The organism is Psychrobacter immobilis, assembly GCF_904846285.1.
Classification (GTDB): domain Bacteria; phylum Pseudomonadota; class Gammaproteobacteria; order Pseudomonadales; family Moraxellaceae; genus Psychrobacter; species Psychrobacter immobilis_D.
On record NZ_CAJHAD010000009.1, the window covers coordinates 36,727 to 62,584 of the forward strand.

At 43.2% G+C, this 25,858-nt stretch carries 25 protein-coding genes; 14 read left to right on the forward strand and 11 right to left on the reverse strand.

The window, feature by feature from the left end:
* The first annotated feature begins 283 nt into the window (after window positions 1–283).
* The 3 genes from JMX13_RS07200 (at window position 284) to JMX13_RS07210 (ending at window position 3,178) form a co-directional block, all read left to right on the forward strand.
* Window positions 284–1,000: a response regulator gene (locus tag JMX13_RS07200; protein ID WP_201545925.1), complete on the forward strand. Its 717-nt coding sequence runs from the start codon at window positions 284–286 to the stop codon at window positions 998–1,000.
* Window positions 1,001–1,228: 228 nt separating this feature from the next.
* On the forward strand, window positions 1,229–2,914 hold the full coding sequence (locus JMX13_RS07205) for an ATP-binding protein (protein WP_201611571.1): 1,686 nt from the start codon (window positions 1,229–1,231) through the stop codon (window positions 2,912–2,914).
* Window positions 2,915–2,998: 84 nt separating this feature from the next.
* The gene (locus JMX13_RS07210; RefSeq protein WP_201611573.1) at window positions 2,999–3,178 is read left to right on the forward strand and encodes a hypothetical protein; all 180 of its coding nucleotides are present in this window, start codon (window positions 2,999–3,001) and stop codon (window positions 3,176–3,178) included.
* A gap of 70 nt (window positions 3,179–3,248) precedes the next feature.
* Here the strand turns inward: JMX13_RS07210 and JMX13_RS07215 are convergent, their stop codons facing one another.
* Window positions 3,249–4,721 (reverse strand): ATP-binding protein, encoded by a 1,473-nt coding sequence (locus JMX13_RS07215; protein ID WP_201611575.1) that lies wholly within the window; start codon window positions 4,719–4,721, stop codon window positions 3,249–3,251.
* A gap of 431 nt (window positions 4,722–5,152) precedes the next feature.
* Here JMX13_RS07215 and rpsP point away from each other — a divergent pair, with 431 nt between their 5' ends.
* From rpsP to rplS, 4 genes are all read left to right on the forward strand, one after another.
* On the forward strand, window positions 5,153–5,422 hold the full coding sequence (gene rpsP, locus JMX13_RS07220) for a 30S ribosomal protein S16 (RefSeq protein WP_010197931.1): 270 nt from the start codon (window positions 5,153–5,155) through the stop codon (window positions 5,420–5,422).
* A 195-nt stretch (window positions 5,423–5,617) separates the two neighbouring features.
* Window positions 5,618–6,151, forward strand: a complete 534-nt coding sequence (gene rimM / locus JMX13_RS07225) for a ribosome maturation factor RimM (RefSeq protein ID WP_201611577.1) — start codon at window positions 5,618–5,620, stop codon at window positions 6,149–6,151.
* Window positions 6,152–6,295: 144 nt separating this feature from the next.
* Window positions 6,296–7,066: a tRNA (guanosine(37)-N1)-methyltransferase TrmD gene (trmD, locus tag JMX13_RS07230; RefSeq protein ID WP_201611579.1), complete on the forward strand. Its 771-nt coding sequence runs from the start codon at window positions 6,296–6,298 to the stop codon at window positions 7,064–7,066.
* Window positions 7,067–7,265: 199 nt separating this feature from the next.
* Window positions 7,266–7,658: a 50S ribosomal protein L19 gene (gene rplS / locus JMX13_RS07235; RefSeq protein WP_011281271.1), complete on the forward strand. Its 393-nt coding sequence runs from the start codon at window positions 7,266–7,268 to the stop codon at window positions 7,656–7,658.
* Between the two features lie 230 nt (window positions 7,659–7,888).
* Here rplS and JMX13_RS07240 read toward each other — a convergent pair whose 3' ends face one another.
* Window positions 7,889–8,446 carry a DUF4442 domain-containing protein gene (locus JMX13_RS07240; RefSeq protein ID WP_201611581.1) on the reverse strand — a complete coding sequence of 186 codons (558 nt, stop codon included), beginning with the start codon at window positions 8,444–8,446 and terminating at the stop codon, window positions 7,889–7,891.
* A 457-nt stretch (window positions 8,447–8,903) separates the two neighbouring features.
* Between JMX13_RS07240 and JMX13_RS07245 the strand changes: the two genes are divergently transcribed.
* On the forward strand, window positions 8,904–10,424 hold the full coding sequence (locus JMX13_RS07245; protein WP_201611583.1) for a DUF3360 family protein: 1,521 nt from the start codon (window positions 8,904–8,906) through the stop codon (window positions 10,422–10,424).
* A gap of 172 nt (window positions 10,425–10,596) precedes the next feature.
* Window positions 10,597–12,441 carry an excinuclease ABC subunit UvrC gene (gene uvrC, locus JMX13_RS07250; RefSeq protein WP_201611585.1) on the forward strand — a complete coding sequence of 615 codons (1,845 nt, stop codon included), beginning with the start codon at window positions 10,597–10,599 and terminating at the stop codon, window positions 12,439–12,441.
* Window positions 12,442–12,529: 88 nt separating this feature from the next.
* Here uvrC and JMX13_RS13775 read toward each other — a convergent pair whose 3' ends face one another.
* The 4 genes from JMX13_RS13775 to lgt all read right to left on the reverse strand — a co-directional run bounded on the left by JMX13_RS13775 (window position 12,530) and on the right by lgt (window position 15,366).
* Complete coding sequence (locus JMX13_RS13775) at window positions 12,530–12,661, reverse strand: hypothetical protein (RefSeq protein WP_265088401.1); 132 nt, start codon at window positions 12,659–12,661, stop codon at window positions 12,530–12,532.
* A 250-nt stretch (window positions 12,662–12,911) separates the two neighbouring features.
* Window positions 12,912–13,478 carry a dihydrofolate reductase gene (locus JMX13_RS07255; protein ID WP_201611587.1) on the reverse strand — a complete coding sequence of 189 codons (567 nt, stop codon included), beginning with the start codon at window positions 13,476–13,478 and terminating at the stop codon, window positions 12,912–12,914.
* Between the two features lie 44 nt (window positions 13,479–13,522).
* A complete protein-coding gene (locus JMX13_RS07260; RefSeq protein ID WP_201611589.1) occupies window positions 13,523–14,395 on the reverse strand; it encodes a thymidylate synthase in 873 nt (290 codons plus the stop codon).
* Window positions 14,396–14,481: 86 nt separating this feature from the next.
* Window positions 14,482–15,366, reverse strand: coding sequence for a prolipoprotein diacylglyceryl transferase (lgt, locus tag JMX13_RS07265; protein WP_201611597.1), 885 nt, complete (start codon window positions 15,364–15,366; stop codon window positions 14,482–14,484).
* Between the two features lie 179 nt (window positions 15,367–15,545).
* Between lgt and JMX13_RS07270 the strand changes: the two genes are divergently transcribed.
* The 3 genes from JMX13_RS07270 to JMX13_RS07280 all read left to right on the forward strand — a co-directional run bounded on the left by JMX13_RS07270 (window position 15,546) and on the right by JMX13_RS07280 (window position 19,353).
* Entirely contained in the window at window positions 15,546–17,147 is a 1,602-nt protein-coding gene (locus JMX13_RS07270; protein WP_201611599.1) for a DUF4139 domain-containing protein, read from the forward strand.
* Between the two features lie 84 nt (window positions 17,148–17,231).
* Window positions 17,232–18,044: an NRDE family protein gene (locus JMX13_RS07275; RefSeq protein WP_201611601.1), complete on the forward strand. Its 813-nt coding sequence runs from the start codon at window positions 17,232–17,234 to the stop codon at window positions 18,042–18,044.
* 214 nt (window positions 18,045–18,258) lie between these two features.
* Window positions 18,259–19,353 carry an NAD(P)-dependent alcohol dehydrogenase gene (locus JMX13_RS07280; RefSeq protein ID WP_201611603.1) on the forward strand — a complete coding sequence of 365 codons (1,095 nt, stop codon included), beginning with the start codon at window positions 18,259–18,261 and terminating at the stop codon, window positions 19,351–19,353.
* A gap of 82 nt (window positions 19,354–19,435) precedes the next feature.
* Here JMX13_RS07280 and JMX13_RS07285 read toward each other — a convergent pair whose 3' ends face one another.
* Window positions 19,436–19,957 carry an RNA pyrophosphohydrolase gene (locus JMX13_RS07285; RefSeq protein ID WP_201611605.1) on the reverse strand — a complete coding sequence of 174 codons (522 nt, stop codon included), beginning with the start codon at window positions 19,955–19,957 and terminating at the stop codon, window positions 19,436–19,438.
* 531 nt (window positions 19,958–20,488) lie between these two features.
* Between JMX13_RS07285 and JMX13_RS07290 the strand changes: the two genes are divergently transcribed.
* The gene (locus tag JMX13_RS07290) at window positions 20,489–20,902 is read left to right on the forward strand and encodes an OsmC family protein (protein WP_201611607.1); all 414 of its coding nucleotides are present in this window, start codon (window positions 20,489–20,491) and stop codon (window positions 20,900–20,902) included.
* Window positions 20,903–20,916: 14 nt separating this feature from the next.
* A complete protein-coding gene (locus JMX13_RS07295; RefSeq protein ID WP_201611609.1) occupies window positions 20,917–21,342 on the forward strand; it encodes an MAPEG family protein in 426 nt (141 codons plus the stop codon).
* Between the two features lie 82 nt (window positions 21,343–21,424).
* Here JMX13_RS07295 and JMX13_RS07300 read toward each other — a convergent pair whose 3' ends face one another.
* The 4 genes from JMX13_RS07300 to tatB all read right to left on the reverse strand — a co-directional run bounded on the left by JMX13_RS07300 (window position 21,425) and on the right by tatB (window position 25,849).
* Window positions 21,425–22,486, reverse strand: a complete 1,062-nt coding sequence (locus JMX13_RS07300) for a tRNA dihydrouridine synthase (RefSeq protein ID WP_201611611.1) — start codon at window positions 22,484–22,486, stop codon at window positions 21,425–21,427.
* A gap of 61 nt (window positions 22,487–22,547) precedes the next feature.
* Complete coding sequence (locus JMX13_RS07305) at window positions 22,548–24,047, reverse strand: UvrD-helicase domain-containing protein (protein WP_201611622.1); 1,500 nt, start codon at window positions 24,045–24,047, stop codon at window positions 22,548–22,550.
* A gap of 225 nt (window positions 24,048–24,272) precedes the next feature.
* Window positions 24,273–25,139, reverse strand: a complete 867-nt coding sequence (gene tatC / locus JMX13_RS07310) for a twin-arginine translocase subunit TatC (protein ID WP_201611624.1) — start codon at window positions 25,137–25,139, stop codon at window positions 24,273–24,275.
* Window positions 25,139–25,849, reverse strand: coding sequence for a Sec-independent protein translocase protein TatB (gene tatB / locus JMX13_RS07315; RefSeq protein WP_201611626.1), 711 nt, complete (start codon window positions 25,847–25,849; stop codon window positions 25,139–25,141). Before tatB ends, tatC begins: the two co-directional genes overlap by 1 nt.
* Window positions 25,850–25,858: the final 9 nt, after the last annotated feature.

Here is a 25,858-nt window from a genome sequence, read left to right on the forward strand (position 1 = left end):
ACTATTATTATATAAAATTTATCTTATGCCCTTTTATGATGATAAAGGGTATAATTTTTGGACGCAAACTAACGTTTTAATGGAGGTAGTTTATAGGTTTTGTTACCAACTATAAGCTATAGTATAGGAAGCTGTGTGTTTAATAGTATACTGTGCTACCAAGTTTGTAACAGCTATACAAACATCGATTGTATTAGCTTACGGATCGATTAAGTTACGGTGCTATTAATTTACCGCTCTTACTTTTACTGTTTTTAAATTAGATGTATTAGAGGATATAACAATGACAACGAATGACGAAGACAACACCCCCCGAATCTTGATTGTTGAGGACGACGAGCGTCTGGCTATGTTGACCCAAGATTATTTGGTCAAGAATGGTTTAGAAGTAGCTATTGAAACGGATGGTAATCGTGCCATTCGCCGTATTGTCAGCGAACAACCAGATTTGGTCGTACTTGATGTCATGCTTCCTGGTAGTGATGGGCTGACGGTTTGCCGTGAAGTTCGTCCACATTTCCATAACCCGATTTTGATGTTGACTGCGCGTACAGAAGATATGGATCAAGTATTGGGTCTTGAAATGGGCGCTGATGATTATGTTGCCAAACCTGCGCAGCCACGCGTATTGCTTGCGCGTATTCGTGCGTTATTACGTCGCTCAGAAAACGCGCCATCTGAAGACGTGCCACAGCGTTTAGAATTCGGCGAGTTGGTTATCGATAACGGTGGGCGTTCAGTCAACCTTGGCGATGAGCTGGTTGATTTTACCAGTGCGGAATACGATTTGTTATGGTTACTAGCCTCTAACGCTGGTCGTATCTTGTCACGTGAAGATATCTTTGAGCGTCTACGTGGTATCGAATATGACGGTCAAGATCGCTCGATTGACGTACGTATCTCACGTATTCGTCCAAAAATCGGTGATGATCCAGAAAACCCTAAACGTATCAAAACCGTCCGTAGTAAAGGTTATTTGTTCGTTAAAGAAGGCAATTAATATTTTGTAGTGGATGCAAATATTTAGTCTGCATAAGTTTCTTATAAAAAACCAGCTGAATGCTGGTTTTTTATGGTTTAAATTTTAATTTTTGAACTTAAATGCTGCGTTATGTGGTTTAATTGAGCGATAATTATCGCTGTAAATTAAATGAGTCTCATATAAATAGTGCAGCAAATATTTAGCATTTATTAATCTTTTTTCTTTATTAGGTTGGTCACGGCACGTATGTCATTAGTTTCTTCTCTTAAACACAGTATATTTGTTCGTATTTATGCCGGACTCTTAATCGTCTGTTTGTGCGTGGCATTATTTGCCCAGTTATTGATGGATACCATTAATAAAGAACGCGTCCAGTCTTACCGTGAAAACATGGCAACGGGTGCATTTCATATCGTCAGTGAAGGCATTGCTCACCAAGAGAGTGAATCGCAGCGTGAGTATTGGTTGTCTGACGCTAGTAGTTTGTTTGGTGCAGAATTCAGTATTGTACCGATTGATAAAATAGATTTTAATGCCAGTGAGCTGCGTCGTTTTGAGAAAGGTAATACCGTCGTTCGCTATATTGACCAACCGGTTTATGCCGATGTCTATTATCGCTTACCAGACAATCAAAATGTTTTAACAGCGCGTATCACCCAAGTGACTGAGCAGCAAGTACGGGCGATAGCTGTATTTTTACTCGATGATTTATCTTATCATGCAACCTTATCCGATAAACGGTCGCGTTTGGCGCAGTTAGAAGAGAAATTTGCTTTTCCTTTAGAGTTTAGAGCAGTCAATACGCTCAATTTAGATCCTGATCAGATGGCACGTTTGCGCCGCGATGAGGTGGTCATCTTATTACAAGATACCAATACCAGTAAGAGCAACTCGTCGATTACGGTCGTTGTGCCCTCTGAAATAAATGATATGGCGATTTTAATTGGTCCGGTGCCGCTGTTTAATTGGTTCCCGCTGAATTTGATTATTAGTATGATTTTGATCAGTATGTTTTTAATCAGCTTGGGTGTTTATGCGCTTATTTTCCCGCTCGAACGCAAATTGCAACTGATTCAAGTGGGTGTTAACGAGGTTAGTAAAGGCAATCTTGATATTAACGTACAGGTTATCGGGCAAGATGAAATTGCGCGTTTATCCGCGACCTTCAATGCGATGACGGCGCATATTAAGCGATTAATAGAATCGCAACGCGAGCTGACGCGGGCGGTATCGCATGAGCTGCGTACACCGGTGGCGCGTATTCGTTTTGCGGTCGACATGCTGGCCGATACTGATGATGAAGACTCACGCTTTATGCAGCGCGATTATATTGATGAAGATATCGAAGCGTTGAATGGTTTGATTGATGAGATGTTAACTTACGCCAAGCTTGAAGAGGGCTCGCCAAAACTAGATTTGGAGCCAGTAAATCTGCGTGAATTGCTTGAGCAAATCGAGCGTGAGACCAATGCCTTAGGCAAACCTATCAAGATAGTGACTAACTTGCCCAACGCTAAAGTAACAGCGATTGCCGACAGACGTTATCTGCATCGGGTGATTCAGAATTTAGCCGGTAATGCCTTACGCTATGCTGAGAGTACCATTATCATTAGTGCTGGGATCAGAAAGGGCAATGCCTTTGTCAGTGTTGAAGATGACGGTCATGGTATACCTGAAGCCGATCGTGAAAAAGTCTTTATTCCATTTTCACGCTTGGACGATAGTCGCACCCGAGCCTCAGGTGGCTATGGTTTAGGGTTGTCTATTGTGTCGCGTATTGCCTTTTGGTTTAATGGTAATATGAAAGTGGATGAGAGCCGTGAGCTTGGCGGCGCACGATTTGTTATGACTTGGCCAATTAAACCTTTGACCCAAGTCCTTGCCGCCGATGAGATTACCCAAGAGAAAAGCGCCCGTGATTTTGATGCTTAGTCTTTTTTTATGATGATGGTTAAATGAGTATTGATGGTTTGTTGAATTTATTGAAATCAGCTTAATAATAGAGGATAGCAAAGGATGCCGTATTTATTTGGTGGTTTGGTAGTATTGAACGCAGCAGCGCTCGGTTATTATTTATTTTTACAACAGCCGACCAGCACTGAGACGCTAAAGGCCGCGCAGGATGAAATAACTCAACCTTTAGCCTTTACCAATAGTGCTGAGTATATTCCGCCTGTCATTGGTACTAGGAAATAGAGTTTTCTAATCCTTATAATCACTAATAGTTAATAGCCCGAATTTGGTCTTGTCTGCTATTCGTTATTATTTAAGGATTATTAATACTATCAGCAGCGATAGATGAGTTATCGCTGCCAATATCCAATGAAGGCTCACCTGCAACTTTAGAGATGAGTGGGATACGGACACAAACTTGTAGTCCGCCATCTGGATGATTAATCGCTTCAACTGTTCCATGATGCAAGCGCGCGATACGGTCGACAATCGCCAGACCTAAACCACTACCTTGCGTGGTACGGGCTGATTCGCCACGCTCAAACGGTTGCATGACGCGCTCTAACTGGTCTTCTGCGACCCCATCACCACAGTCTCGTACACATATCACCAACTGCTCTTTTGCTTCTCTATTGACCTCGTTTTCAGTCACCACATCGCTCTCTTCTACCACCAATTTTTCTATAAAGGTCGGTACGACAGTCGCTGATAAATAAATCGGTGCTTTGCCATAACGCTTGGCATTATTAACCAAATTGATAACCAGACGCTTAATAGACATCGGCCGGATAGGAACCATTTTGTGACATTCGGACTGGTAAATAAATTCCAGCGGCGCAAATTGCACCATTATTTCATTAAAGATGGTATCTAAATTGGTCAAGCGTACCGGCTCATCGGAGCCGTCTTTCATAAATGAGATAAACTGCTCTAAAATGGCGTCCATATCTTCGATATCATAAATCAAACCTTCACGAAAAAAATCATCAGGTAGCATCTCAGCGGTCAAACGCATACGGGTTAACGGAGTGCGCAAATCATGCGAGATACCTGCTAGCATAATCGTCCGCTCTTTTTGTGCTTGATTGAGGGTGGTAAATAAGCGGTTAAAGGCCATATTAACTTGGCGTATTTCAGTCGGCCCGTTATGGGTGGGTAGGGTAGTGGCATTACCCAAGCGAATATAGTTGGTCGCCGCGCGCTGCAAATACCTCAAAGGACGATTTAATTGGCGTGCTAACAAAATAATGGTTAGCAAGGTCAAAATAGGCAGACCTACTAAAAATAACCATAATAGCGCTGGGCTATATTGCGAGTAGTATACCACCGGTTCGCGAACCCAAAAGCTGGTATCACGGCTGTCTTGCACCCACAGCTGCGGCGTCGGTTTAAACTTAAAATAAACCTCTACTGGACGACCCAATTGTGCGCCAATTTCACGTTGCAATACATCAGTGAACACGCCAACAAAGGCTTTATCTTCTATGGTCGGGAAATCGCTGGGATTATTGACCACCACCACATGTGAGTGCTGATAAATCCATTGCCGCACAGCAGGGTCATGTTTCCAGTCTTGATTGACGCTGTGCATCAAGCGTAATTCGCTGGTCAGATAGCGCGCATGATTTTTAAGCTCGGGTAAATATAGGCTACGCCAAAAAAACAAAATCGACACCCCAACACTGATAATGACAATAAACGCCACCATTAAAGTGGTCAGCCAAGTGTTGGAGTAAGAGCGTGCAAGACGACCTTTGCGTCGAGGTTGCGATTTTGGTGTAATCATAGCAGTCCAAAAGGTTGAGCAAAATATTTATAAGATAAGTTTTTAAGAACCACCTATAAACATAGCGTTTTTTATTGAGTTTTTACATATAAAAGATATAACTTCATTCGATATGACAAGCCTACGATTTCAAACTTTATTAAGCTGATTTTTTGGTTATGCGGTTCGATAATAGGGTTTGGTCTTAGCGTTTGCTTATAGGATAGCATAATCAAATAATTTGGTTGTTGGCTTTACCGATAGAATTGGTAGCCTATTTAATGGGGTCAAGCTCGACAAATTAACCACGAATTATGAATTATGTTTTACATGCCTTGCTATTTAAGCTATTGTTAATAAATAATTAAATAAGCACAGTTTATGTTTTCAATAAAACAAGACTGTGATATAATTATGCCCTTTTTGGTATACCTGCGAAAGAGAGAATTCACATGGTTGTTATTCGTTTAGCACGGGGCGGTGCCAAGAAACGCCCATTTTATCAAGTAGTTGTTGCTGATCAACGCCGCGCGCGTGACGGTCGCTACATTGAAAACATCGGCTTTTTTAACCCACTCGCTAAAGAGTCTGAAGAAGCAGTACGCCTAAACATGGAAGCGTACAATGCGTGGATCGCTAAAGGTGCACAACCTTCAGATCGCGTTGCTTCATTAGCAAAAGCTTATAACAAGTCTGTAGCTCAAACTGAAGCAACTGCTTAAGTTTTAGCTACTAAGTACTGATAGCGTAATGTTCACGTTTATTGGTCGGCTTTAGAAAACATAGCGTAACTGGTCTGACCAGGGTGCGCCATTAACTGTTTATTACTTTTGATTGCGTTTATCGCTTTTGATTGAACTGTATTCAGCGCCGCGTTTTTAATCATTGCTGTTTTAGTCATTGTTAGGTTAGCCGTTATGTCATCTGTTCCAAACGCTAGTGCACTTATGAAAATCGGTCAGCTAAAAAAGCCTTATGGCATTAAAGGCTGGCTGTGGGTATTTAGTGATACGGATGATCGTACGGCAATATTTGATATGCAGCCTTGGTGGATGAAAACTGCTACTGGTATGAAGCCTTTGACCGTAAAGGCTTGGCGTGAGCAAGGGACAGGTATTGTTGCTCAATTTGAGCAAATTCCTGACCGTAACCTTGCTGAGACCATGAATGGGGTAACCCTTTGGGTCGAACAAAACGTTTTGCCAGAAACAGCGGAAGACGAATATTATTGGTCGGATTTGGTCAGCTTGCGCGTGATGAACGAGCAAGGCGAGTATTTAGGCACTATCACTGAAATGTTTGAAACCGGTGCCCATGACATCATGCGCGTAACGGCAAATTCAGACAGTTTGGATAAAGAAGAGCGCCTGATACCTTGGCATAAGCAGACAGTGATTGAAGTCAATATGACTGAGAAAACCGTGCTTGTGGCATGGCCAAGTGATTATTAATAAGCGATTATTAATCAGTAATGGTTAATAATTAATTATTAAGACAAGTTTTGGTGAGATAAGCTTCGGCTTTATTATTAAAGGTTGTTGATAGTCACACCGATTTATTTAGCCACTGTTATCCATTGTGCAAGTAGACATCCGATGTATTTTGCCGTGATTAGTATTTTCCCTGAAATGTTTGCCACGATTCGTGAGTTTGGAATCACGGGACGGGCAGTCACTCAGGAGCAAGTCACGATTGAATGCATCAACCCGCGTGATTATACCACTGATAATTATCGACGTATTGATGAGCGCCCGTATGGTGGGGGTCCTGGCATGGTAATGATGGCTGAGCCATTATCCCAAGCGATTGAGGATGCTCGCCTGCGAGCCAGTCAACATGGCTGCCGTGTCGATAGTGAGCATTGTCCGGTGATATATATGTCACCACAAGGCAAGACGCTCAGCGAAAGTAGTGTGGTCAGTATGACTGAGTATGACGGCATGATTTTATTATGTGGTCGTTACGAAGGTATTGATGAGCGCTTACTGTCGCAGTATGTCGACATGGAGATATCGCTCGGTGATTATGTCTTAACGGGTGGTGAGCTACCTGCCATGGTGCTGATGGATAGTGTGATACGTCGTCTGCCTGATATTATGGGCGATGATAAGTCAGCTGAGCAAGACTCGTTCGTCGATGGCTTGCTTGATTGTCCACATTATACTAAGCCGCATGAGTTTGCCGGTATGGCGGTCCCTGAAGTACTACTTTCAGGTCATCATGCCAATATTGCTAAGTGGCGCTTTAGCCAACAAGTTGAACGTACGCAAACGCGGCGTCCAGATTTATGGCAAGCGTTTACCCCAACGGTAGAGCAAGCGAAATGGCTCAAAGCATTGGCTAAAGCAGATAAAAAGCAGCGTTAATAGCGGTTGAAAAAATAAACAGTTAAGAAATAAAATTTTGAGCAGTAATAAAACGAGTCATAGCATAATGGCCGTTTGTCATAACCCATTTACGTTGTAGTTATTATTAATCAAAGATATTAATAATAGCTATGATTAATTATTACAAACAGGTGATATGCGTCAAGCCTCTATTATCTAATGTGAGGAGATAACTCTCATGAGCAACAAGCATCCATTGGTTCAGGTCATCGAAAATGCTCAATTGATTGAGCGCCCAAGCTTTGCACCCGGCGATACCGTTGTGGTTCAAGTAAAAGTACGTGAAGGTGAGCGTGAGCGTTTACAGGCTTTTGAAGGCGTTGTAATTGCTAAGCGTAACCGCGGTTTAAACTCAGCGTTTACCGTACGTAAAATCTCAAGCGGTGTTGGTGTTGAGCGTGCATTCCAATTGCATTCACCAATCATTGATAGCATTGAAGTGAAACGCCGTGGCGCAGTTCGCCGTGCGAAACTATACTACTTACGTGAGCGCTCTGGTAAATCAGCACGTATCCGCGAGAAGCTTGCTCCGCGTGCACCTAAAGTTGTTAAGCCAAAAGCTGACGCTTAGATTATATCCAGTATCTGGTTTTAAGCATTGTGCTTAAATATACTTTATTGCTGAGCCGTCTATTATGCGATTCGGCAATAAAGAGCAATCAGATACAAGCCCTTATTCATAGGTTTATCATATAAATAAGCGGGTAGTACCAAAAAAGACAAAACCCCAATCTGTGCGACTGCCAGATTGGGGTTTTTGTATGTGGGGCTTTATTTTAGTTGAACGCTTTAAGCTTAACGTTAGCTTTCTAAATTGTCTATACGGTTGATTTGGTCTTTAGATTTACTGTATTTACGCAGGCGAATGTAAATAGTTTTGGTTACGGTAGCGATGATTTTTTGTTGCTCATCGACGATATCAACCTTATATTCACGAAATACTGGCTCACCGTCTTTCGCTAAATCCTGAATGGTTTTGATTTCATCACTAGGGATTTTCATACGGGCGGTGACTTTGCTGTTGCCCGGTGCCACAAACTCAATGTGTGAGCTTTTATCCCAGACCACATAGCTGCTTCCCAATTGGTGCATGAGCATCAGCATATAAAACGGATCAACCATCGAATATAGACTGCCACCAAACTGAGTACCGACGATATTCTTATTTAAGCTGTTTAGCCCCATGCTGACGACGCACAAGCCTTGATCGAGATTGATATGCTCGATCTTGATACCGGCACCGATGTAGGGTGCATAAGTATTAATACGCATTTTAAGCAAATAAGGGGTAAGTAATGGCATGATGTTCTTTTTGGCATTACGTCTTAGTGTTTCAAGTTTTTTTGGCAGTAAACTCATTGATATTTCCTATTGATTTTTCGGTTTTGCTCATTTTATCGTATGGATTATTTTTATCGTATAACGTGTTTTTATTGTATTAAGTTGAATATGACAGCAAGCATGGTTGTTTGTAAGGTATGGCTATCAAGCAATAAGCCATAAAAAGACATTTATCATAGTGAAAAACACCTAAGCTCACCAGCTTTAAAGCGTAACGATAGGGCCATTAGTATCATAACGCTTATCTCTTAAGGGTATTCATTACTATTTTCTAGCTATCGACCACTGAGTCATAAAAAATACTTTTAATAACGATACGGATAGTATCTTTTAATCGTTAAGGCCTCGCATTATCCCTACTGATACCTTACAATAGCGGCATTTTGTTTTGAGTGACTTTATTTACACTGTATTATTTTACGCCGTATTAGGGTAAATAAAACTGCTCAAATCTCAGTCGACATAAGGAAATGTGATGAGTAGTACACAGCTTCCCGCCTCAGGGTCCAACCCGCAGCAACCAATCCCTTCTGATAAAGATTTGCAAGGCAGCTATGTAGATTTACATAAGCCCAATTCTAGTTTTAAAAATCGTAATGCTTATCTCAATCATGAACTACAAATCATGCAGCCGAAACGCTGGCGTCCAAACTTGCCGTTCCGTGATTATCGTTTTGAGTATGAAGATACGATTCCAGCGATGGCGGCGACCATTGGTAAAGTGGTGATGGTGGGCGCTATTGCGGCAACCTTTGCCGGCCCGCTTGGTTTAGGTGATGCCTTTGTCCTAGAAAACGTCCGCTATGAGCTGCTAATCGTTTCATTTTTTATCATTTTATTCTCGGGTTTTCTGCTACCAACTGCTAACCTTGCCGGTACGCACGGTCCGCTGATTCCGCTCATTCCTATCGTCGTTGCTGCTGGCGGTCACCCGATGGCCTTTGGTCTGCTAATCGGTGCTTTTGGCTTGTTACTTGCCATCAGTAAAGGCGGCAGTCTGCTAGCAAACTTGACCAGTAAAGGCGTGTGCGGCGGCTTACTGCTGTATTTAGGCTTTATTGGTACCACTTCCCAAGTTAAAAACCTATTTACGTGGGCTGAAGGTATTGGCATGTCGCATATTGCTTTTGTAGTGATTCTACTGACGATTATCTTATATGCGGTCTTAGAGAATTACCAAAAGCGTTGGCTAGCTGTGCCACTGAGCTGTCTGTTAGGCGGCGGAGTTGCATTTGCTATGGGAGCGCCCTTCGCCTTTAAAACGGCACCCGGTCTACCGCATATGAACCCGATGTATTGGTGGGGCGAAAATACGGGTTGGATGTTAGGCTTGCCAACGATTGAAAGCTTTATTGTAGTGCTGCCATTTGCGGTATTGGCAGTTGCTATGTGGTCACCAGACTTTTTAGGTCATCAGGTCTTTCAAAAAATTAGCTATCCGAAACGTACTGAGCGCGTGCTGATGGATATCGATGATACTATGACCAGTGCATCTATTCGTCAGGTAGCAGGCTCTTTATTGGGCGGCGCGAACTTTGCATCGTCATGGGGCACGTATATTGTGCCGGCAGCGATTGCCAAACGTCCTATTCCAGCCGGTGCGATTTTAACGGCGCTGTTTTGTATTATTGCCGGTGTTTGGGGTTATCCCATGGATTTGGCCATTTGGGAACCAGTAATGTGCGTGGCGTTGATTGTCGGTGTCTTTATTCCGCTGCTTGAAGCAGGGATGGAGATGACACGCGAAGGTAAAACCACCCAGTCTGCGGCCATTGTCGTTTTTGCCTCAGCCTTGGTCAATCCAGCCTTTGGTTGGTCGATTACCTTAGTACTAGATAACTTAGGTTTAATTGGCTCAAAAGAGCGCAGTGCTAATCTGACCAAAATGAGCCGCTGGATTATTCCTGTGGTCACTTTTGTGATATTAACGGGGGTTATGGCAATCGTCGGTATGTTGCCAGGTATTCCAGCGTTATTGCCAAATTTCCGTCACTAGATTTTTAAAGTTTGCTAAAAAAAGCCAGCCTCGATGCTGGCCTTTTTTATGTCTATTGCTAAGCTAATTATTAGCATTGCAAAATGCTGGTTGTTGCCCCATAAATGATGATATTACTCACATTTTTAATGTGTGCTAATTTTAAAGCCTTAATTTAAGAGTCAGAAATTCTATGGTCAATGTCTCCGCATCGAGTCCCGTCGACGATAAAAAAGCCCGTCTTAAGCATTTAATCCAGCGCCTGCCAAATTTGCCAGGGGTATATAAAATGCTCGGTAAAAATGGCGATATTTTATATGTCGGTAAAGCCAAATCGCTTAAAAGTCGCGTCAACAGCTACTTTGCCAAGACTATTGACCATCCAAAGACGCGAGCGTTAGTAGCGCGCATTCATAATATCGAAACCATTATTACCCGTAGTGAAACGGAAGCGCTGCTACTTGAGCAAAACCTGATTAAAGAATATCGTCCGCCTTATAACGTGCTACTGCGTGATGATAAATCCTACCTTTATGTGTTTATTTCAGCCGATAAACCTTATCCAAGATTGGCTTATGGGCGCGGTAAGGGCAACCATCAAAAGGGTCGCTTTTTTGGTCCTTTCCCTTCTGCTCATGCGGCAAAAGAAACATTAGTCTTAATGCAAAAAATGTTTCAGATGCGCCAATGTACCAATACTTTTTTTAAGCAACGTAAGCGCCCTTGTCTGGAGTATCAAATCAAGCGTTGCCGTGCACCCTGTGTTGGTTTGGTGTCAGCCGACGAGTACGCAGAAGATGTCAATAACACCATTCGTTTCCTAAAGGGCGATTCTAGCGATATTCATAGTACGCTGATTGAAAAAATGGAAGCTTCTGCTGAGGAACTAGATTTTGAAAAAGCGGTCTTCTATCGTGATCAGCTCTCCATGCTGCGCGAAGTGCAAGCGAAGCAAGCCGTTTATACCGTGCAAGGCGAGGCCGACGTGATTGCGATTGCCAGTCAAGCAGGCATGACCTGTGTTAACGTGTTGACCGTCCGTGGCGGGCGCGTGCTCGGCGGCAAAAACTATTTTCCCGACGTCGATAGCAGCGAGCCTCTTGCAGATAATTTATCAGCATTTATCACCTCGTTTTACTTTCAGGTAACCGATGACTTGCCAGCCGAAATCATGTTGAGTCATGAATTACCAGATCAGGTCGCGGTCAGTGAAGCACTGGCGAGCCATTTTGGTAGTAAAGTCGTCATCAAAACCAGCGTCCGTGAGCACCGCGCTGAATGGTTAGACTTGGCTAAATTAAATACCAACAATGCGCTAAAAACCAAGCTTGGCGATTATCTAGAATTACATGCGCGCTTTAGTGCGCTGAAAGACGTCTTAGCTGACGTGACTGATCGAACCATTGATCGCATAGAGTGTTTTGATATCTCGCATACGATGGGCGAGGCGACCATTGGTAGCTGCGTGGTCTTTGATCAAGGTGGCTCACGTCGCCGTGATTACCGTCAGTATGCGATTCATGACATTGTCGGCGGTGATGACTATGCGGCGATGAAACAAGTGCTGACACGCCGCTATAAGAAGCAGCCGCTGCCTGATCTGTTGCTCATTGATGGTGGTAAAGGTCAGCTGGGTATCGCTAAAGAGGTACTGACGGAGTTGGGTATTCTTAATGATACCTTGCTCATTAGTGTGGCAAAAGGTGAGGGGCGTAAGGCTGGCTTGGAAGTGTTGCATTTTATCGATCATGAGCCGCTTGATTTGCCGATGGACAGTAAAGCGCTGCATTTATTAATGCATATTCGTGATGAAGCGCATCGTTTTGCCATCACTGCGCACCGTAAGAAGCGTGATAAGCGCCGTTCATCGTCAGTACTAGAAGTAATTCCAGGGCTGGGTGAAAAGCGCCGTCGTGATTTGCTCAATCACTTTGGCGGTATGCAGCAATTGCTTGGGGCGTCACAGCAAGAGCTGGCTGGCGTGCAGGGAATTGGTCCGATGTTAGCGAAAACGGTTTATAAAGTGCTGCATGAATAAGCAGATTTTTCATAAAAAAATGACAACAGCCATAAGACTGTTGTCATTTTAAAATTAATAATATTGAACAGTTAAGATTCTCTAATCGTTAGAAATCAAAAGTTAACTGTTGGTTTGGGTAGCTGCGACAGTGCTCGCAAACGCGCTCCCAACGATTAAATCGATAGCGCAAATACCAACGAACATGCACAGCTTTAGGATAACGACAATAAATGGTCATTATGACCTCCATAATTATGATAATAATTTCACAAATATGGAGACGTAGACATTTATTAGCATTTGCTATAAAGTATATGGACCTTCCTACAGGTAAACCAAAACTTTATATTTAGCTAATAATGGAGTTTGTCTCCATAGTTGTCTTATATAAAAGTTTTTTAAGCTCAGTAATTAATTTTGCTGAGCTTTTTTAATTTTCCATAAGTGTCTTCTCCTTTTAAATAATAGGTTATAAAAATTAAATGAAATTAGCCTTTTCTTTTATAAGTCACAAACTTAAAATCTAGCCCGCTTTTCTCATCGTGAACTTGCTCAGATTTTTCTGCGACTACAAACTCATTTGGTAGCTCAGGATAAAAGGCATCGCCATCCATAATGTCAGTATCGACATGCGTCAGCTCGACACGGTCGGTATACATCATCGCTTCTTTAAACACTCGCTCGCCACCGATGACCCAAATCGTATCAAGATGCGCGCCATGCGCAAGGCTAGCTGCTTGAGTGAGCGCATCGTCTAAATTGTGCATCACATAAGCTTTTTCACTACCTACCAAGCCTTTTTGCTCAGCATAGTCTAGTTGGGTAGTGATGATAAAGCTGATACGTTTTGGCAGTGGTCGGCTGCCCATTGACTCAAAAGTCTTACGACCCATGATGACGATACCTTGTATCGCGCCGTCATTTTGCTTAGTCGTCATGCTTTTAAAATGCTGCAAATCTGCTGAGATATGCCACGGTAGCTCATTCCCTTTGCCGATACAGCGATTGCTACTGATAGCCACAATCTGGGCAACTTCGGTGTTGGCATAACTCATAACACATCCTTTTCATTGTCTTTTAATATTAAAGCGATAGAAAATTAGACTGCAACCTTGGCTTTAATAGCAGGATGCGACTCATAACCATCGACGCTGATATCATCATAGTTAAAGGCAAAAATATCGGTCACATTAGGATTCAGGGTCAAGGTTGGCAAGGTATAAAGCTCGCGTGTCAGCTGTAATTCAACTTGCTCACGATGGTTTTGGTAAATATGGCAATCGCCGCCTGTCCAGACAAACTCACCTACTTCTAACCCACAAACTTGTGCGACCATATGGGTAAGCAAAGCGTAGCTGGCAATATTAAAGGGAACACCTAGGAATAAATCTGCTGAGCGTTGATAGAGCTGGCATGACAACTTATTATCCGCAACGAAAAATTGAAATAAAGTATGACAAGGCGGCAAAGCGACTTGCTCCGCTTCAGCGGGATTCCAACCAGAAACGATTAAGCGTCGTGAATTGGGATTATTCTTTATTTGCTCAATGACTTGGCTGATTTGATCGATACCATCGTTATTGTAGATACCATTTTCGTCTTTAGTAGCGCCATAATTGCGCCATTGATGACCGTAAACTGGCCCTAAATCACCAGCAGGACGGTTAAAGCGTGCCGTTTGCTCTGCCGTTGCCCATTCATTCCAAATACGCACGCCATTTTCTTGCAGATAATCAACGTGGGTGCTACCACTTAAAAACCAAAATAGCTCATAGACGATAGATTTAAAATGGACTTTCTTAGTGGTTAATAATGGAAATCCATCTGCTAAGTCAAAACGTAGCTGCGCGCCAAAGTGGCTCAGCGTACCGGTGCCAGTACGATCGCCTTTTTCGGTGCCCTGACTAAGGACGTGTTGTAGCAAGTCTAAATAGGCTCGCTCATTTTTACTGTTGTGGTAATGACTGCTCATAAAATTGCTCTTTTACGCTGTGAAAACGTATCTTTAATATAATTCTTTATATCGCTTTTAATAAAGACATTGATGCTAAGTAAGGATTAATAAGCTGACTGCTTACCCCAATCATAAATACCGCGCTTATAAGCATAAATCAGCATGATTAAGCCGGCGATAATCATCGGTGCGCTTAAGAGTTGCCCTTTAGTCATCCAGCCTAACAGGATGAATCCTTGGTCGGCATCGGGCTGACGGAAGAACTCGATTATAAAGCGGCTGATACCGTAGCCTAATAAGAACACCGCAGATGCTGCCATACGTGGGCGCGGTTTTGATGAATACCACCATAAAAAGATAAATAGCAGCAGACCTTCGGCAAAGGCTTCGTATAGCTGTGATGGGTGACGGGGTAGCAAATACTGCCCATTTACCTCAAGCATTAACTCTTGTAGCTCAGGATTAGTCTGTAGTTGTTGCGTATCAAAGGCAGCGGCTTGCGGGAAATAGGTCAACCAGTTATAGCCACCATCTGAGACGCGCCCCCACAATTCACCATTGATATAGTTACCGATACGACCGAATAATAAACCAGTTGGCACGCAGGGCACGATAAAATCGAACACTTGAAAAGTGGTCTTCTTATATTTACGCGCGAAGAACCACATACCTAGCATGACGCCGATAAAACCACCGTGGAAAGACATACCGCCTTCCCAAACTCGTAACAAATACGCAGGGTTTTGCATTAGCTCGCCGAACTGATAAAACAGTACATAACCGATACGACCGCCTAAAATGACACCAAGCGCCCCATAAAAGACCAAGTCAGAGACCATATCAGTGGTCCAATTGTCGCGTTTGGTGCTGCGATACCAAGCCAGACCATAAGCGGCGGCAAAGGCCAGTAGGTACATTAAGCCATACCAGTGCACTTCCACTGGACCCAAAGATAGCGCTACGGGATTATACTGAGGGTGAATCATCATAAGAGCATCATATTATTGATAATGGAATGTAGCTCATAATAGCAAAATTCGTCCCTTGCGAACACTATGATAATTTTATGGATAAATAAATGGATAAGTGAATGGTTCATTGAATGAATAGCAAAGCGTGGCAAAAACCGATAAGATAAAAAAAGCGCTTCAATTTTTAAGGAACCTTTATGCAGCCATATTTATCGACATTATCTTTGCTAGGTGTAGTAGCTTCAGGCTTAACGCTGTGGGTTCCTATAGGCGCACAAGCGGCGGTGAGCAATATTGAGAACATCACTATTTACCAAGGCTTAGCCAGTGTAACGCGTACTTTGCCAATTAGCGGTAGCGGCGAGCAGACATTGGTTTTTTCTTGCTTATCGCCAACCATCGAACCAGATAGTATCAGTGTTCAAGCTGCTGGTAACGTGAATATTGGCGAAGTCAGTATCGAAACGTTAAGCGCTGAGCAAGCAGCACAATGCCAATATCAAGGCGATGCTACAGTAAAAAGCCAGCAGAGTAACTTAGCCGACATAAGCGCTGAATTAGAAGCAGCACGTTTAACCAAAGCCTATTTGCAGAATTTGACCAAGGTCACGCAAATCAATACGACTGCCACCCTTGCCAATAATGCGCGTGATTTAGAGACGCAAGCGGCAAGTATTAATAAAAGGATTGTCGAGCTACAGCAGCGAGAGGCGCACGCGAAAGATGGGCTGAATCAGCTGCTGGCGGGCAGTACTACCTCAAAACAGAATAGTGTGACCCAAGTCAGTGTACGCACTGCCAGTCGCATGCCAAGCACCGTTAAACTGCATTATCAGGTGCGCGGTGCCAGTTGGGAGCCAACCTATCAAGCGCGCTTAAATACAGACAGCAAGCAGCTGAATATCACCGCCTCTGCCGTCATCGCTCAACAAACGGGAGAGAACTGGAGCAATGTGCCAGTTATTTTAAGCACCGTTAATCCCAATCAAACGACGACTAGCCAGCTACCAAGAGTCGAACGTTTGTCATTATATGACGAAGAGCAAGCTAAGTTAAGCCGTTATGCATCGCCTATGATGGAGGCAGCTCCAATAGTCGTTTCTGCGAGAGACAGTTATGGCGGCGGTGCATCGGGAGAAAGTATGCCACCGCTACCGAGCTTTACGGTGAGCAGTCAAAATAAAAATGGTATCACTGAGTATCGCCTGCCGCAGCGTGTCAGTATTCCTAGTGATGGCAGGCGCGTACGCACTATTATCGATGAACAATCTGGCACTAGTAAGCTATGGCTACGCAGCACGCCTAGTGCCGAGACAGCCGCTTATTGGTATGCGTCTGCGCCGTTTTTGACGCCTGCTTGGGCGGATGGCTCGTTGCAGCTATACCGCGATGATAACTATGTCGGACAGTCGCGCTATGATTATCAGAGCCTAAAAGAGCAGGGCATTGGTTTTGGTATTGATCCAAGCCTGCTTGTGAAACAGCTGACTCATGAAGATAAAAAAGGTGATAAAGGCGTATTTAATCGTCAACAAACCAAAACCATCACTCAAGCCTATCAATTTACCAATCAGCACAATCGTAGCGTGCGCTTGCAAGTGTTAGGCGCAGAGCCTGTGAGTAGTGATGACAGTATTAAGGTAAGCGCAACACATACACCAGTGATTAGCACAAAAGATTGGAATGATAATAAAGGTATGGTCGCGTGGGAGTTTGATTTACCAAGTAAACAATCTCAGGTAGTGCAGTCGACGTATAAAATCAGTTACCCTGCGGATAAACAGTTAAATACCAATTAATAGTAATTAATAAGTAGCTTTGAATACTAAATCATAGCCACATGCTAAATAAGAAACCCATACTAATCATATAAAAGGAAAACTATGTGTATCGTCGCCATTGCTTGGCAGTTATTTGATGAACTGCCTTTGGTTTTATTGTCCAATCGTGATGAGTTTTTGCAGCGTCCGACAGAGCCACTACATCAGTGGTCAGATAAGCCTATTTATGCAGGGCGCGATAAGCAAAGCGGCGGTACGTGGCTGGGTATTCACCAACAGCAGCAGAAGGGTTTTTATAAACAAAACGGACGTTGGGCGGCGGTATTAAACTTTCGTGATAGTGTGCAGGCAAGTAATGACGAACGCTCACGCGGTGAATTGGTCACAGATTTCTTGACCAGTACGCTAAGCCCGATAGAGTTTGCTCGGCAAATCAGCCTGCAAGATTACGCAGGTTTTAATCTTATTATTGGTGATGCGGCGCAAGCGGTGATTGTCAATAATCGTGGTCATGCACCGACGCCGCTATACGCTGGATTGTATGTGCTATCCAATGGTCAACCAGAAGAAGCGTGGTTTAAAACCGAACGCCTACGTGGCCGTTTAAGACAAGAAGTCATACCGTTGATTGCTGAAAATAGCGCTCCTGAATATTGGCAAGAAGCGGCCTTTGCAGTGATGTCTGATAAAACGCCAGCGCCAGAAAATAAATTACCCGAAACGGGTGTCGGTAAGCAGATTGAGCGAGCACTATCTTCTATTTATATCGAGTCTATTACTTTGTTTAGCATGGATGCTACCATCCCGACATACGGTACTCGCACCCAAAGTATTCTGACTTTAACTCAATCTCCAAGTCCTATCGATGCCGAACCTATCTTCCGTGCTCAACTACAGAGTCGAGAATACCAGTAATTTATCTATTGTCATATCACTCTGACTTATGGCTAAGCTGTTCTAGTCATTATTTAAGCCTCATTATAGAGGCAATTATAAATCCCTAATATAGTTAGGGATTTATCTGTTAATAGTGACTCTGATGACATACACTGGATATATAGGTCATTTAAGCGCCATTAAGAATGCCTACTATCCTCTAATCAGAGGTCAGTTTAACAAGGAGTACGATATGACTATGATGAAATCATTAATATTCGTTGAGCCAGGTAAAATTGAAATTGTTGATAAGAAAATTCCTGATGTCGGCCCGAACGATGCTTTACTAAAAATTACCACCACGACGATTTGTGGTACCGATATTCATATTTTTAAAGGTGAGTATGCTGTTGCAAAAGGGTTGACGATTGGTCATGAACCGGTAGGTATTATTGAGAAGCTAGGTAGTGCAGTGATGGGTTATAAAGAAGGACAACGAGTCATCGCTGGCGCGATTTGTCCAACATTTACCTCTTATGCTAGCCAAGATGGCTTTCCCTCACAAGATGGTGGCTATCTTGATGCCGATGGCAAATGCTCTTGTCATGGTTATAAAGCGACCGGCGGTTGGCGCTTTGGTAATCACATTGATGGTACGCAAGCAGAGTATGTGCTAGTGCCTGATGCACAGGCCAATCTATGTCCAGTGCCAGATGGACTGACTGATGAGCAAGTGCTGATGTGTCCTGACATTATGTCGACAGGCTTCAAGGGTGCAGAAAACGCTAATATTCAGATCGGTGATGTTGTCGCTATCTTTGCACAAGGGCCTATTGGCTTATGTGCTACTGCTGGGGCAAGGCTCAAAGGTGCGTCACTGATTATCGCTGTTGATGGTAACAATCAGCGTCTAGCGATGGCGAAGAAATTAGGAGCGGACATTACGCTTAATTTCACAGAAGTTGATGTGGTTGATGAAATCATGAAAATCACTGGTGGGCGTGGCGTCGATAGCAGTATCGAGGCGTTAGGTTTGCAAGCTACCTTTAATCAATGCATCAAGATATTAAAACCGGGTGGAACTTTTTCAAGTCTGGGTGTTTATTCTGAGGATTTAGTCATTCCAATAGCGAATTTCGCTGCTGGTCTTGGCGATCATACGATTCGTACGGCTCTATGTCCGGGCGGTAAAGAGCGCATGCGTCGTTTGCTGAATGTCATTGAGTCAGGTCGTGTGGATCTATCAGAGATGGTGACTCATACTTATGCGCTAGACGATATTGTAGAAGCATATGATTTATTTATGCATCAGCGTGATGGCGTTTTAAAAATCGCTATCAAACCATAATTTTAGCAATTATAAATACGAAAAAGCCTGTATCTATTGATACAGGCTCTTTTATATTTTCTATTAAAAAAACTCTAGCTTATTATTCCACCAACAAATGGTTGTTTTGTTCTGGAATAATCAGTTCTTGTTTAAGGGGTAATTCGCGCACCAATTCTTGCAAGGCGCGACGGTATACCCCGCGTTTAAAATGAATCACTTGTCCGAGTGGATACCAGTAGCTGACCCATTGCCAATGGTCAAATTCTGGTTTACCCTCATCAAAGCGGATATGTTGAGTGTTCTGCTCATCTAAGCGCAGCAAAAACCATTTCTGTTTTTGCCCAATACACAAAGGATACTGCCCATGACGCACATAGCGTTTCGGCAGGCGGTAGCGCAACCAATCTTGCGTGACCGCCAGTAGATCCACATGACGCGGATGTAAACCGACCTCTTCCCAGAGCTCGCGATACATCGCATCCATCGGCGTCTCCCCGCGGTCGATGCCGCCTTGAGGGAACTGCCAAGCGTTGTGACCAATACGTTTTGCCCACAGAACCTGCCCTTGTGTATTTGCCAAGATGATGCCGACATTGGCGCGAAAGCCGTCTGCATCTATCATGACTAAACCCTTTTAAAATTTTAAAAATAGCTTATTTCGACAAGGTACAGTGACAATAATCATAGTTATTATAGGGTGATTGTTATCGGTACCATGACAAAATAAGATTCATTACCGTTATTAAACCAAGAAACAACCCAAATGTGTAACAGTATTTTGCTATAAAATGTTTCACAAGATTAATGCTTTAAAATCAGTGGTTTATAGGCAGACTTTTGTAAGTCATTTTTGCTAGATTTTATAAAAATTATGATTTTGAATAATGCTATCAAGATAAATACTTAATAATCAGATTCGGTGTGAAATGGTCTTTTATAAAAAATAGACGCTAAAGTGTTCTATAAAAGTTTAACAACAGCAAGGCGTTATAAATCTCGTTTTGGCTTATGCTACACTACCAAAAGAAGTTGTTTTTCTAAAAGACATTGTTTTTCAAAAAATAAAAAACCGTCAGCATACAAATTAAAAATCATGTGAATTAAGAAGCGTGCGAATTCAAAATCGTACCAATTAAAACAAGGAATATTTAAGATGTCAGAGTCAAAAGCAAGCGTCACGTGGCAAGAAAACAAAGCCTTTATGGGTGTGTCACCATCAGGGCATAACGTCCAAATTGATGCCGATAAAGAAAAAGGCGCCAGTCCAATGGAGCTAATTTTATTAGGGCTAGGTGGCTGTGCCAGTTATGATGTGGTGGCAATTTTGCAGAAGTCGCGCCAAGAAGTGACTGACGTGCGTTGTGAGTTGACCGCTCAACGTGCCGAAACCGTGCCAGCGGTTTATACTGACATTCATATGCATTTCGTAGTAACAGGACAAGATGTCAAAGAAAGCCAAGTAGAAAAGGCAATCAAACTGTCGGCAGAAAAATACTGCTCAGCCAGTCGGATGTTGGTACAGGGCGGGGTCAATGTGACTCACGATTTTGAAGTCGTTGCAGGATAGGGGCGAGTATACTTATGAGTCTATTCTTTGGGTTGATTCCCGATAGCGCAGCGGCAGGTATTTGGGCGATGGTGGTGGCAAGTTTGCTGCCACTAGCTATGGCGCTGACGGCAAAAGCGCTTGGCGGCTTTAATTTGGCTGATAATGCGCATCCGCGTGATTTTTTACAACGAACGACGGGAGCTGCCGCGCGGGCTAATGCTGCCCAGCAAAATAGCTATGAGACTTTGCCCATATTTTTGGCCGCAGTATTGGTTGCAATGCTGTTTTTTGTACCACAATTGATTATTAATACCATCGCTTGGCTTTATGTGCTGATTCGTATTGGGTTTTGCGTGGCCTATATTACCAATTTGGCAACCTTTCGCTCTATTCTTTGGGTGCTATCGATGGCCTGCTCATTGATGTTATTTTACTTAGCAATTCGGGTCAGCATGTAAGTCGATTTAGCTGCGTGTATAAGGTACTCCACAAATAAGACACTCTACAAATAAGGCGTGTAATCAATACGGTAGTGATTCATTAAGCGATGCTAGCTTGTAGCGCCTTGATAATCACTGCTTTATTTTTCTCTCGTTTGATATCGTCCCATACTGTTTTCGCCTCGCTATAGCCTTTGGTCAGCATCGCCAACCACTGCTTATAACGACCGACTAGAACCACATCGCTTTTCGCCGCACCTTCTAAAAATTTAATTTGATGCGCGATTAAATCTTCCCATAATAATGGTGTTTCATTTTCCGGATTCTGATGGTTTTGATGACTCTGATTTTTATCGACTTGAGCAATCAAATCGGGACGGGTCACCGCGCCGCGCCCAAGCATTAAATGCGTCGTACCTGATTGCGCCATACAGCTTTGCGCCTGCTCACTATTCCAAATCTCACCATTGGCAATGACTGGAATGTGCAACGTATTAAAATTCTGAATTTTGTCCCAATAAGCGGGCGGTTTATAGCCTTGGGTTTTGGTCCGTGCATGAATGGTTAGCCAATCTGCACCGCTCGCAGCAATCGCAGCTTTGATATCATCCATGCGACTGCTATCGGTATAGCCCAAGCGAATCTTAGCTGATACGGGAATATGAGTGGGCACAGCGTGGCGTACGGCGCTGATAATGTCATACATCACTTCAGGCTCATCAAGCAACACTGAGCCACCGCGATGGCTATTGACCGTTTTGGCAGGACAACCAAAGTTGATATCAATCGCAGGCGCACCAAGCTCACAAGCATAAGCGGCATTTTCTGCCATCAGCTGTGCTTCACTACCGAGTAGCTGAATATGAATCGGCGTACCAGAGGCCGTCTTAGCATCATGATGCAGTTCTGGCACGTATTTATAAAAAACATGCGCTGGTAACACATGCTGAGTCACGCGAATAAATTCACTGACTGACCAATCATATGGCCGACCTAGGTCTGTCGCAATCTGAGTTAGGATTCGGCGCATTAATGGATCGGTTAAGCCTTCCATAGGCGCGAGCAGACGAACGGGATTGGCAAATAATTGCTGTACGGTGTTTTGGCGTTCTTGCAGTGCTTGAGATAAAGAGGAAGTGTTAGACGGCTGGATGTTATTCATGGCTAATTATTCATTACATAAAGTGGAATAGTCGGGTCTTGAAAAGATGATGAAAAGCTTATTAAGTATTACCAAAAATGACCTTTTTACCCGTCTGTAATCCTGATATCAAATCTTTAATATTGTGAATATCTAAATTACTTTGCGCGCGCGTACAAGCGACATAGAGCAAACGCAGCTCTTCTGGGCTAATTTTTACCGCATTGGTGGTCACATCATAATAAAAATCATCATCGAGCTGTACTTTTCCCCATTCAAGCCCTTTTGCTTTATGAGCCGTTGAGATGACATAATCAGCGTTTTCAATACTAGATAAACTATTCACGGCTTGGCTGAGCACATTAGTCCCATGATCATCGACTAATTTTACCAATGTTTTTAGGTCGCTGCCTTCATTGGTTTCAGAATATTCTTGTACATCACCCCAATTATAAAAATAGGCTAATTCGGGTACGCCATACGCTGATTTGCCATTTTTTAAATTTTCGGCTGCTTGACAGAATTTAAGCATACGCTCAGTATCTGCTTGCAGAGCAACTCTATGACCGAGCTTTAAGCCCGTTAGTAATTGCGACATAGCAGCAGCATTAGTACGGCAGAGAATGGCATCTTTTTTACTATGCACCATACCTTTTTCGGTAGAAGACTGCTTATTAGGATTGCCTTTTAACGGTACTTCTTCCTGCAAGGCTTTGAGCAACGTATTAGCAATCTCGGCAATCGGTTCGCCAAAACGAAATGACTGCGTTAATAAAGTCTGCGGCAATGGCAGTTTTTTCATCGCATTAACCGCCCCGCGCCACTCATAAATCTGCTGATGGGCATCGCCAACGTAAATGACTTGCCGCGGCTGCTGGGTCAAAATACCCATCATCAAGGGATCAGCATCTTGCGCTTCATCAAATAAAATAAAATCTGCTGGAATACTAGGCTTCGATAGTGCCCAAAGTTTGAGATAAATATCATGCCCGATGCCAGCAGGATGGCGCGCATCAATCGACTGTAACCAGCGCTGCTCAACAGCAGGGTAGAGCATTTCACGCAGCTGTTCGGCATCAGAGTCATCGAGCCAGCTTGGAAATTCAATATGTCTTGGCGCAGGATAACTTGCGTGTGTACTACAAAAATTGCTCACCGCATCACTCACGAATCGCGCTAGCCGTGCTGGCGTGAGAGTAATATATTTATTAATCCCATCCATTTGCCGACGAACTTGTACCGGTTGTAAGCCCAAATCATCACCAAGACGCTTGGGTGAAAAACGCGGCAACGACAATTTGGCGGTAATATCACGTGGTACATGACGATAGGCTAGTGAGTGAAAAGTACGACAATCGACGTGACCGGGGAATTTCTGCCGCGCATCATTGGCAATGGCTTTATTAAAGGCTAAATATAAGCCGCGGCCACGCAGACGCTCACCGATTAATTTAAGCGTTGTTGTTTTCCCTGCGCCCGCATAAGCGACCACTTTAAATGACTTATGATCCATCGCCATATTTAGCGCGTTCAGCTGCTCATCAGTGGGATCGCTCATATAAGCTGGCATAGATGCGGACATAATAAAGCTACCTAAAATACTAGAATGGGGGCAAAAATAACGGGGGTAAAAAAAGCCACTGCATAGACAATGGCTGATTAGTCATGATGACGATGCTGGTTGCAAAATACTTGCAATCACACAGAACAAAATAAAAATTCTAATAGAAAGTAAAGGCAAAATAAGAAGGTTATATTAACAGATTAGACATTGGCTGTTTTTTGAATAAGTGCCTGATAAGTAGAGCTATTCTTTCTTCAATCCTGCATCGTTTGTCAAATCAAGGCTACGCTCTTCTTTAATCAAGATTTTCGCTAAAAATAATCCCAGCTCAAACAACAACCACATCGGGATGGCGAGCATCAACATCGACACGCCATCAGGTGGTGTAACGATTGCAGCGACGGCAAAACAGCCAACGATAATATAACGGCGTTTCTCTTCTAAGCTCTGAATGGAGACGACACCCGCCAATATCAATAGTAAAGTGACAACCGGAATCTCAAATGTCAGCCCAAATACCATAAAGAGTTTGAGGGCAAAACTTAAATAACTGTCGATATCTGTCATTGGCAAGACGTTCTGCGGCGCAAACATGATAAAGAACTTTAAAACGCCTTTAAGTACAATAAAATAAGAGAAAGCCACGCCTGCATAAAATAAAAATATGGAAGACATCAGTACAGGAATAGCGACTTTCTTCTCTTTTTTATATAACCCAGGTGCCACAAACGACCAAATTTGATACAAGATATACGGCATGGCAAAAAAGGCCGCGACAAATATCGTTAAGCGTATCGGTGCCATAAAGTTAGAAGTGATATCAGTCGCAATCATCGTCGAATTGGCGGGCAACTGGGCAACCAAGGGGTCGGATAAAAAATCATAAAGCTCGCGTGAAAATCCGACCAAGGCTAAAAATATCACCAATACCGCGACGCATATCTTAATCAGATGCCGACGCAACTCAATCAAATGCTCGGTAATCGGCATATCGCCCAGTGAGCTTAAGATATCATCAGAGTTCTCATTATCAATGGCCTCTGGTGCTGCATTGCTCTCTGTATCCATTACTTTTTCTTGACGGCTTTTTTTACGTTTAAATAAACCCACTACTCAATCTCCTGCTTATTAACAGAAGCCTGTTTATGTAAAGGATTCTCTAAACGGTTGATAGCGCTGTTTAATAAAATGTCGGCTTTATAATTGGGTAAATAGGGCGGTTGCGGCAAACGTCGCGCTTTATCGTAAGCGCCAAGACGGAACCACATATTTTCCCATGGTCTAGTTGTGACGGTTTGAATCACTTGTTTGGCATTGTGACTACAGTCAGTTTTTAGACTATCGTCATTATCTTGAGCCGCTGACTCTGCTTGCTCAGACTCTTCTGACTTTTTATCTGCCCCATAACTGTCATAGGTATAATCAAACTCTTTTGGTGTCGCTAATGAATGATCGCGTCTTTCATTGTCACCGTTATCGTTTTTGATATCTACTTCAGTGTCCTTCACGTGATGCGCTGCTTTTAGATGCTGGTTTTGCGAGGATTCAAACTGTTGCATACTGCCGCGCATCTCTGCCATCTCACGACGCATTTCTGCTTCAGTTTGGCGAATTTTGGCCAGCTCTTTTTGCATCAGTTGGCGCGTTTCAGCTAAGTCAAGCTCCGCTTCGATTTCAGATTGTAAGGTAGAAACCGTGCGGCGAATTTTGGCATACCATTGCCCAGCGGTACGCGCCGCTTGGGGCAGCTTTTCTGGCCCCAAGATGATTAAGGCAATGACGCCAAAAAGCAATAATTCAGAAAACCCGATATCAAACATAATGTTCCG

What these genes read in the sequence shown, in the direction of transcription:
- rimM (WP_201611577.1), top strand. Translation starts at nt 5,618, where the DNA reads ATGTCATCTGTTCCAAACGCTAGTGCACTTATGAAAATCGGTCAGCTA.
- tatB (WP_201611626.1), bottom strand. Translation starts at nt 25,849, where the DNA reads ATGTTTGATATCGGGTTTTCTGAATTATTGCTTTTTGGCGTCATTGCC.
- JMX13_RS07215 (WP_201611575.1), bottom strand. Translation starts at nt 4,721, where the DNA reads ATGATTACACCAAAATCGCAACCTCGACGCAAAGGTCGTCTTGCACGC.
- JMX13_RS07300 (WP_201611611.1), bottom strand. Translation starts at nt 22,486, where the DNA reads ATGAATAACATCCAGCCGTCTAACACTTCCTCTTTATCTCAAGCACTG.
- lgt (WP_201611597.1), bottom strand. Translation starts at nt 15,366, where the DNA reads ATGATGATTCACCCTCAGTATAATCCCGTAGCGCTATCTTTGGGTCCA.
- JMX13_RS07270 (WP_201611599.1), top strand. Translation starts at nt 15,546, where the DNA reads ATGCAGCCATATTTATCGACATTATCTTTGCTAGGTGTAGTAGCTTCA.
- JMX13_RS07295 (WP_201611609.1), top strand. Translation starts at nt 20,917, where the DNA reads ATGAGTCTATTCTTTGGGTTGATTCCCGATAGCGCAGCGGCAGGTATT.
- JMX13_RS07200 (WP_201545925.1), top strand. Translation starts at nt 284, where the DNA reads ATGACAACGAATGACGAAGACAACACCCCCCGAATCTTGATTGTTGAG.
- JMX13_RS07245 (WP_201611583.1), top strand. Translation starts at nt 8,904, where the DNA reads ATGAGTAGTACACAGCTTCCCGCCTCAGGGTCCAACCCGCAGCAACCA.
- uvrC (WP_201611585.1), top strand. Translation starts at nt 10,597, where the DNA reads ATGGTCAATGTCTCCGCATCGAGTCCCGTCGACGATAAAAAAGCCCGT.
- JMX13_RS13775 (WP_265088401.1), bottom strand. Translation starts at nt 12,661, where the DNA reads ATGACCATTTATTGTCGTTATCCTAAAGCTGTGCATGTTCGTTGGTAT.
- JMX13_RS07260 (WP_201611589.1), bottom strand. Translation starts at nt 14,395, where the DNA reads ATGAGCAGTCATTACCACAACAGTAAAAATGAGCGAGCCTATTTAGAC.
- trmD (WP_201611579.1), top strand. Translation starts at nt 6,296, where the DNA reads ATGTATTTTGCCGTGATTAGTATTTTCCCTGAAATGTTTGCCACGATT.
- JMX13_RS07285 (WP_201611605.1), bottom strand. Translation starts at nt 19,957, where the DNA reads ATGATAGATGCAGACGGCTTTCGCGCCAATGTCGGCATCATCTTGGCA.
- JMX13_RS07290 (WP_201611607.1), top strand. Translation starts at nt 20,489, where the DNA reads ATGTCAGAGTCAAAAGCAAGCGTCACGTGGCAAGAAAACAAAGCCTTT.
- JMX13_RS07255 (WP_201611587.1), bottom strand. Translation starts at nt 13,478, where the DNA reads ATGAGTTATGCCAACACCGAAGTTGCCCAGATTGTGGCTATCAGTAGC.
- JMX13_RS07240 (WP_201611581.1), bottom strand. Translation starts at nt 8,446, where the DNA reads ATGAGTTTACTGCCAAAAAAACTTGAAACACTAAGACGTAATGCCAAA.
- rpsP (WP_010197931.1), top strand. Translation starts at nt 5,153, where the DNA reads ATGGTTGTTATTCGTTTAGCACGGGGCGGTGCCAAGAAACGCCCATTT.
- JMX13_RS07210 (WP_201611573.1), top strand. Translation starts at nt 2,999, where the DNA reads ATGCCGTATTTATTTGGTGGTTTGGTAGTATTGAACGCAGCAGCGCTC.
- JMX13_RS07305 (WP_201611622.1), bottom strand. Translation starts at nt 24,047, where the DNA reads ATGTCCGCATCTATGCCAGCTTATATGAGCGATCCCACTGATGAGCAG.
- rplS (WP_011281271.1), top strand. Translation starts at nt 7,266, where the DNA reads ATGAGCAACAAGCATCCATTGGTTCAGGTCATCGAAAATGCTCAATTG.
- JMX13_RS07280 (WP_201611603.1), top strand. Translation starts at nt 18,259, where the DNA reads ATGACTATGATGAAATCATTAATATTCGTTGAGCCAGGTAAAATTGAA.
- JMX13_RS07275 (WP_201611601.1), top strand. Translation starts at nt 17,232, where the DNA reads ATGTGTATCGTCGCCATTGCTTGGCAGTTATTTGATGAACTGCCTTTG.
- JMX13_RS07205 (WP_201611571.1), top strand. Translation starts at nt 1,229, where the DNA reads ATGTCATTAGTTTCTTCTCTTAAACACAGTATATTTGTTCGTATTTAT.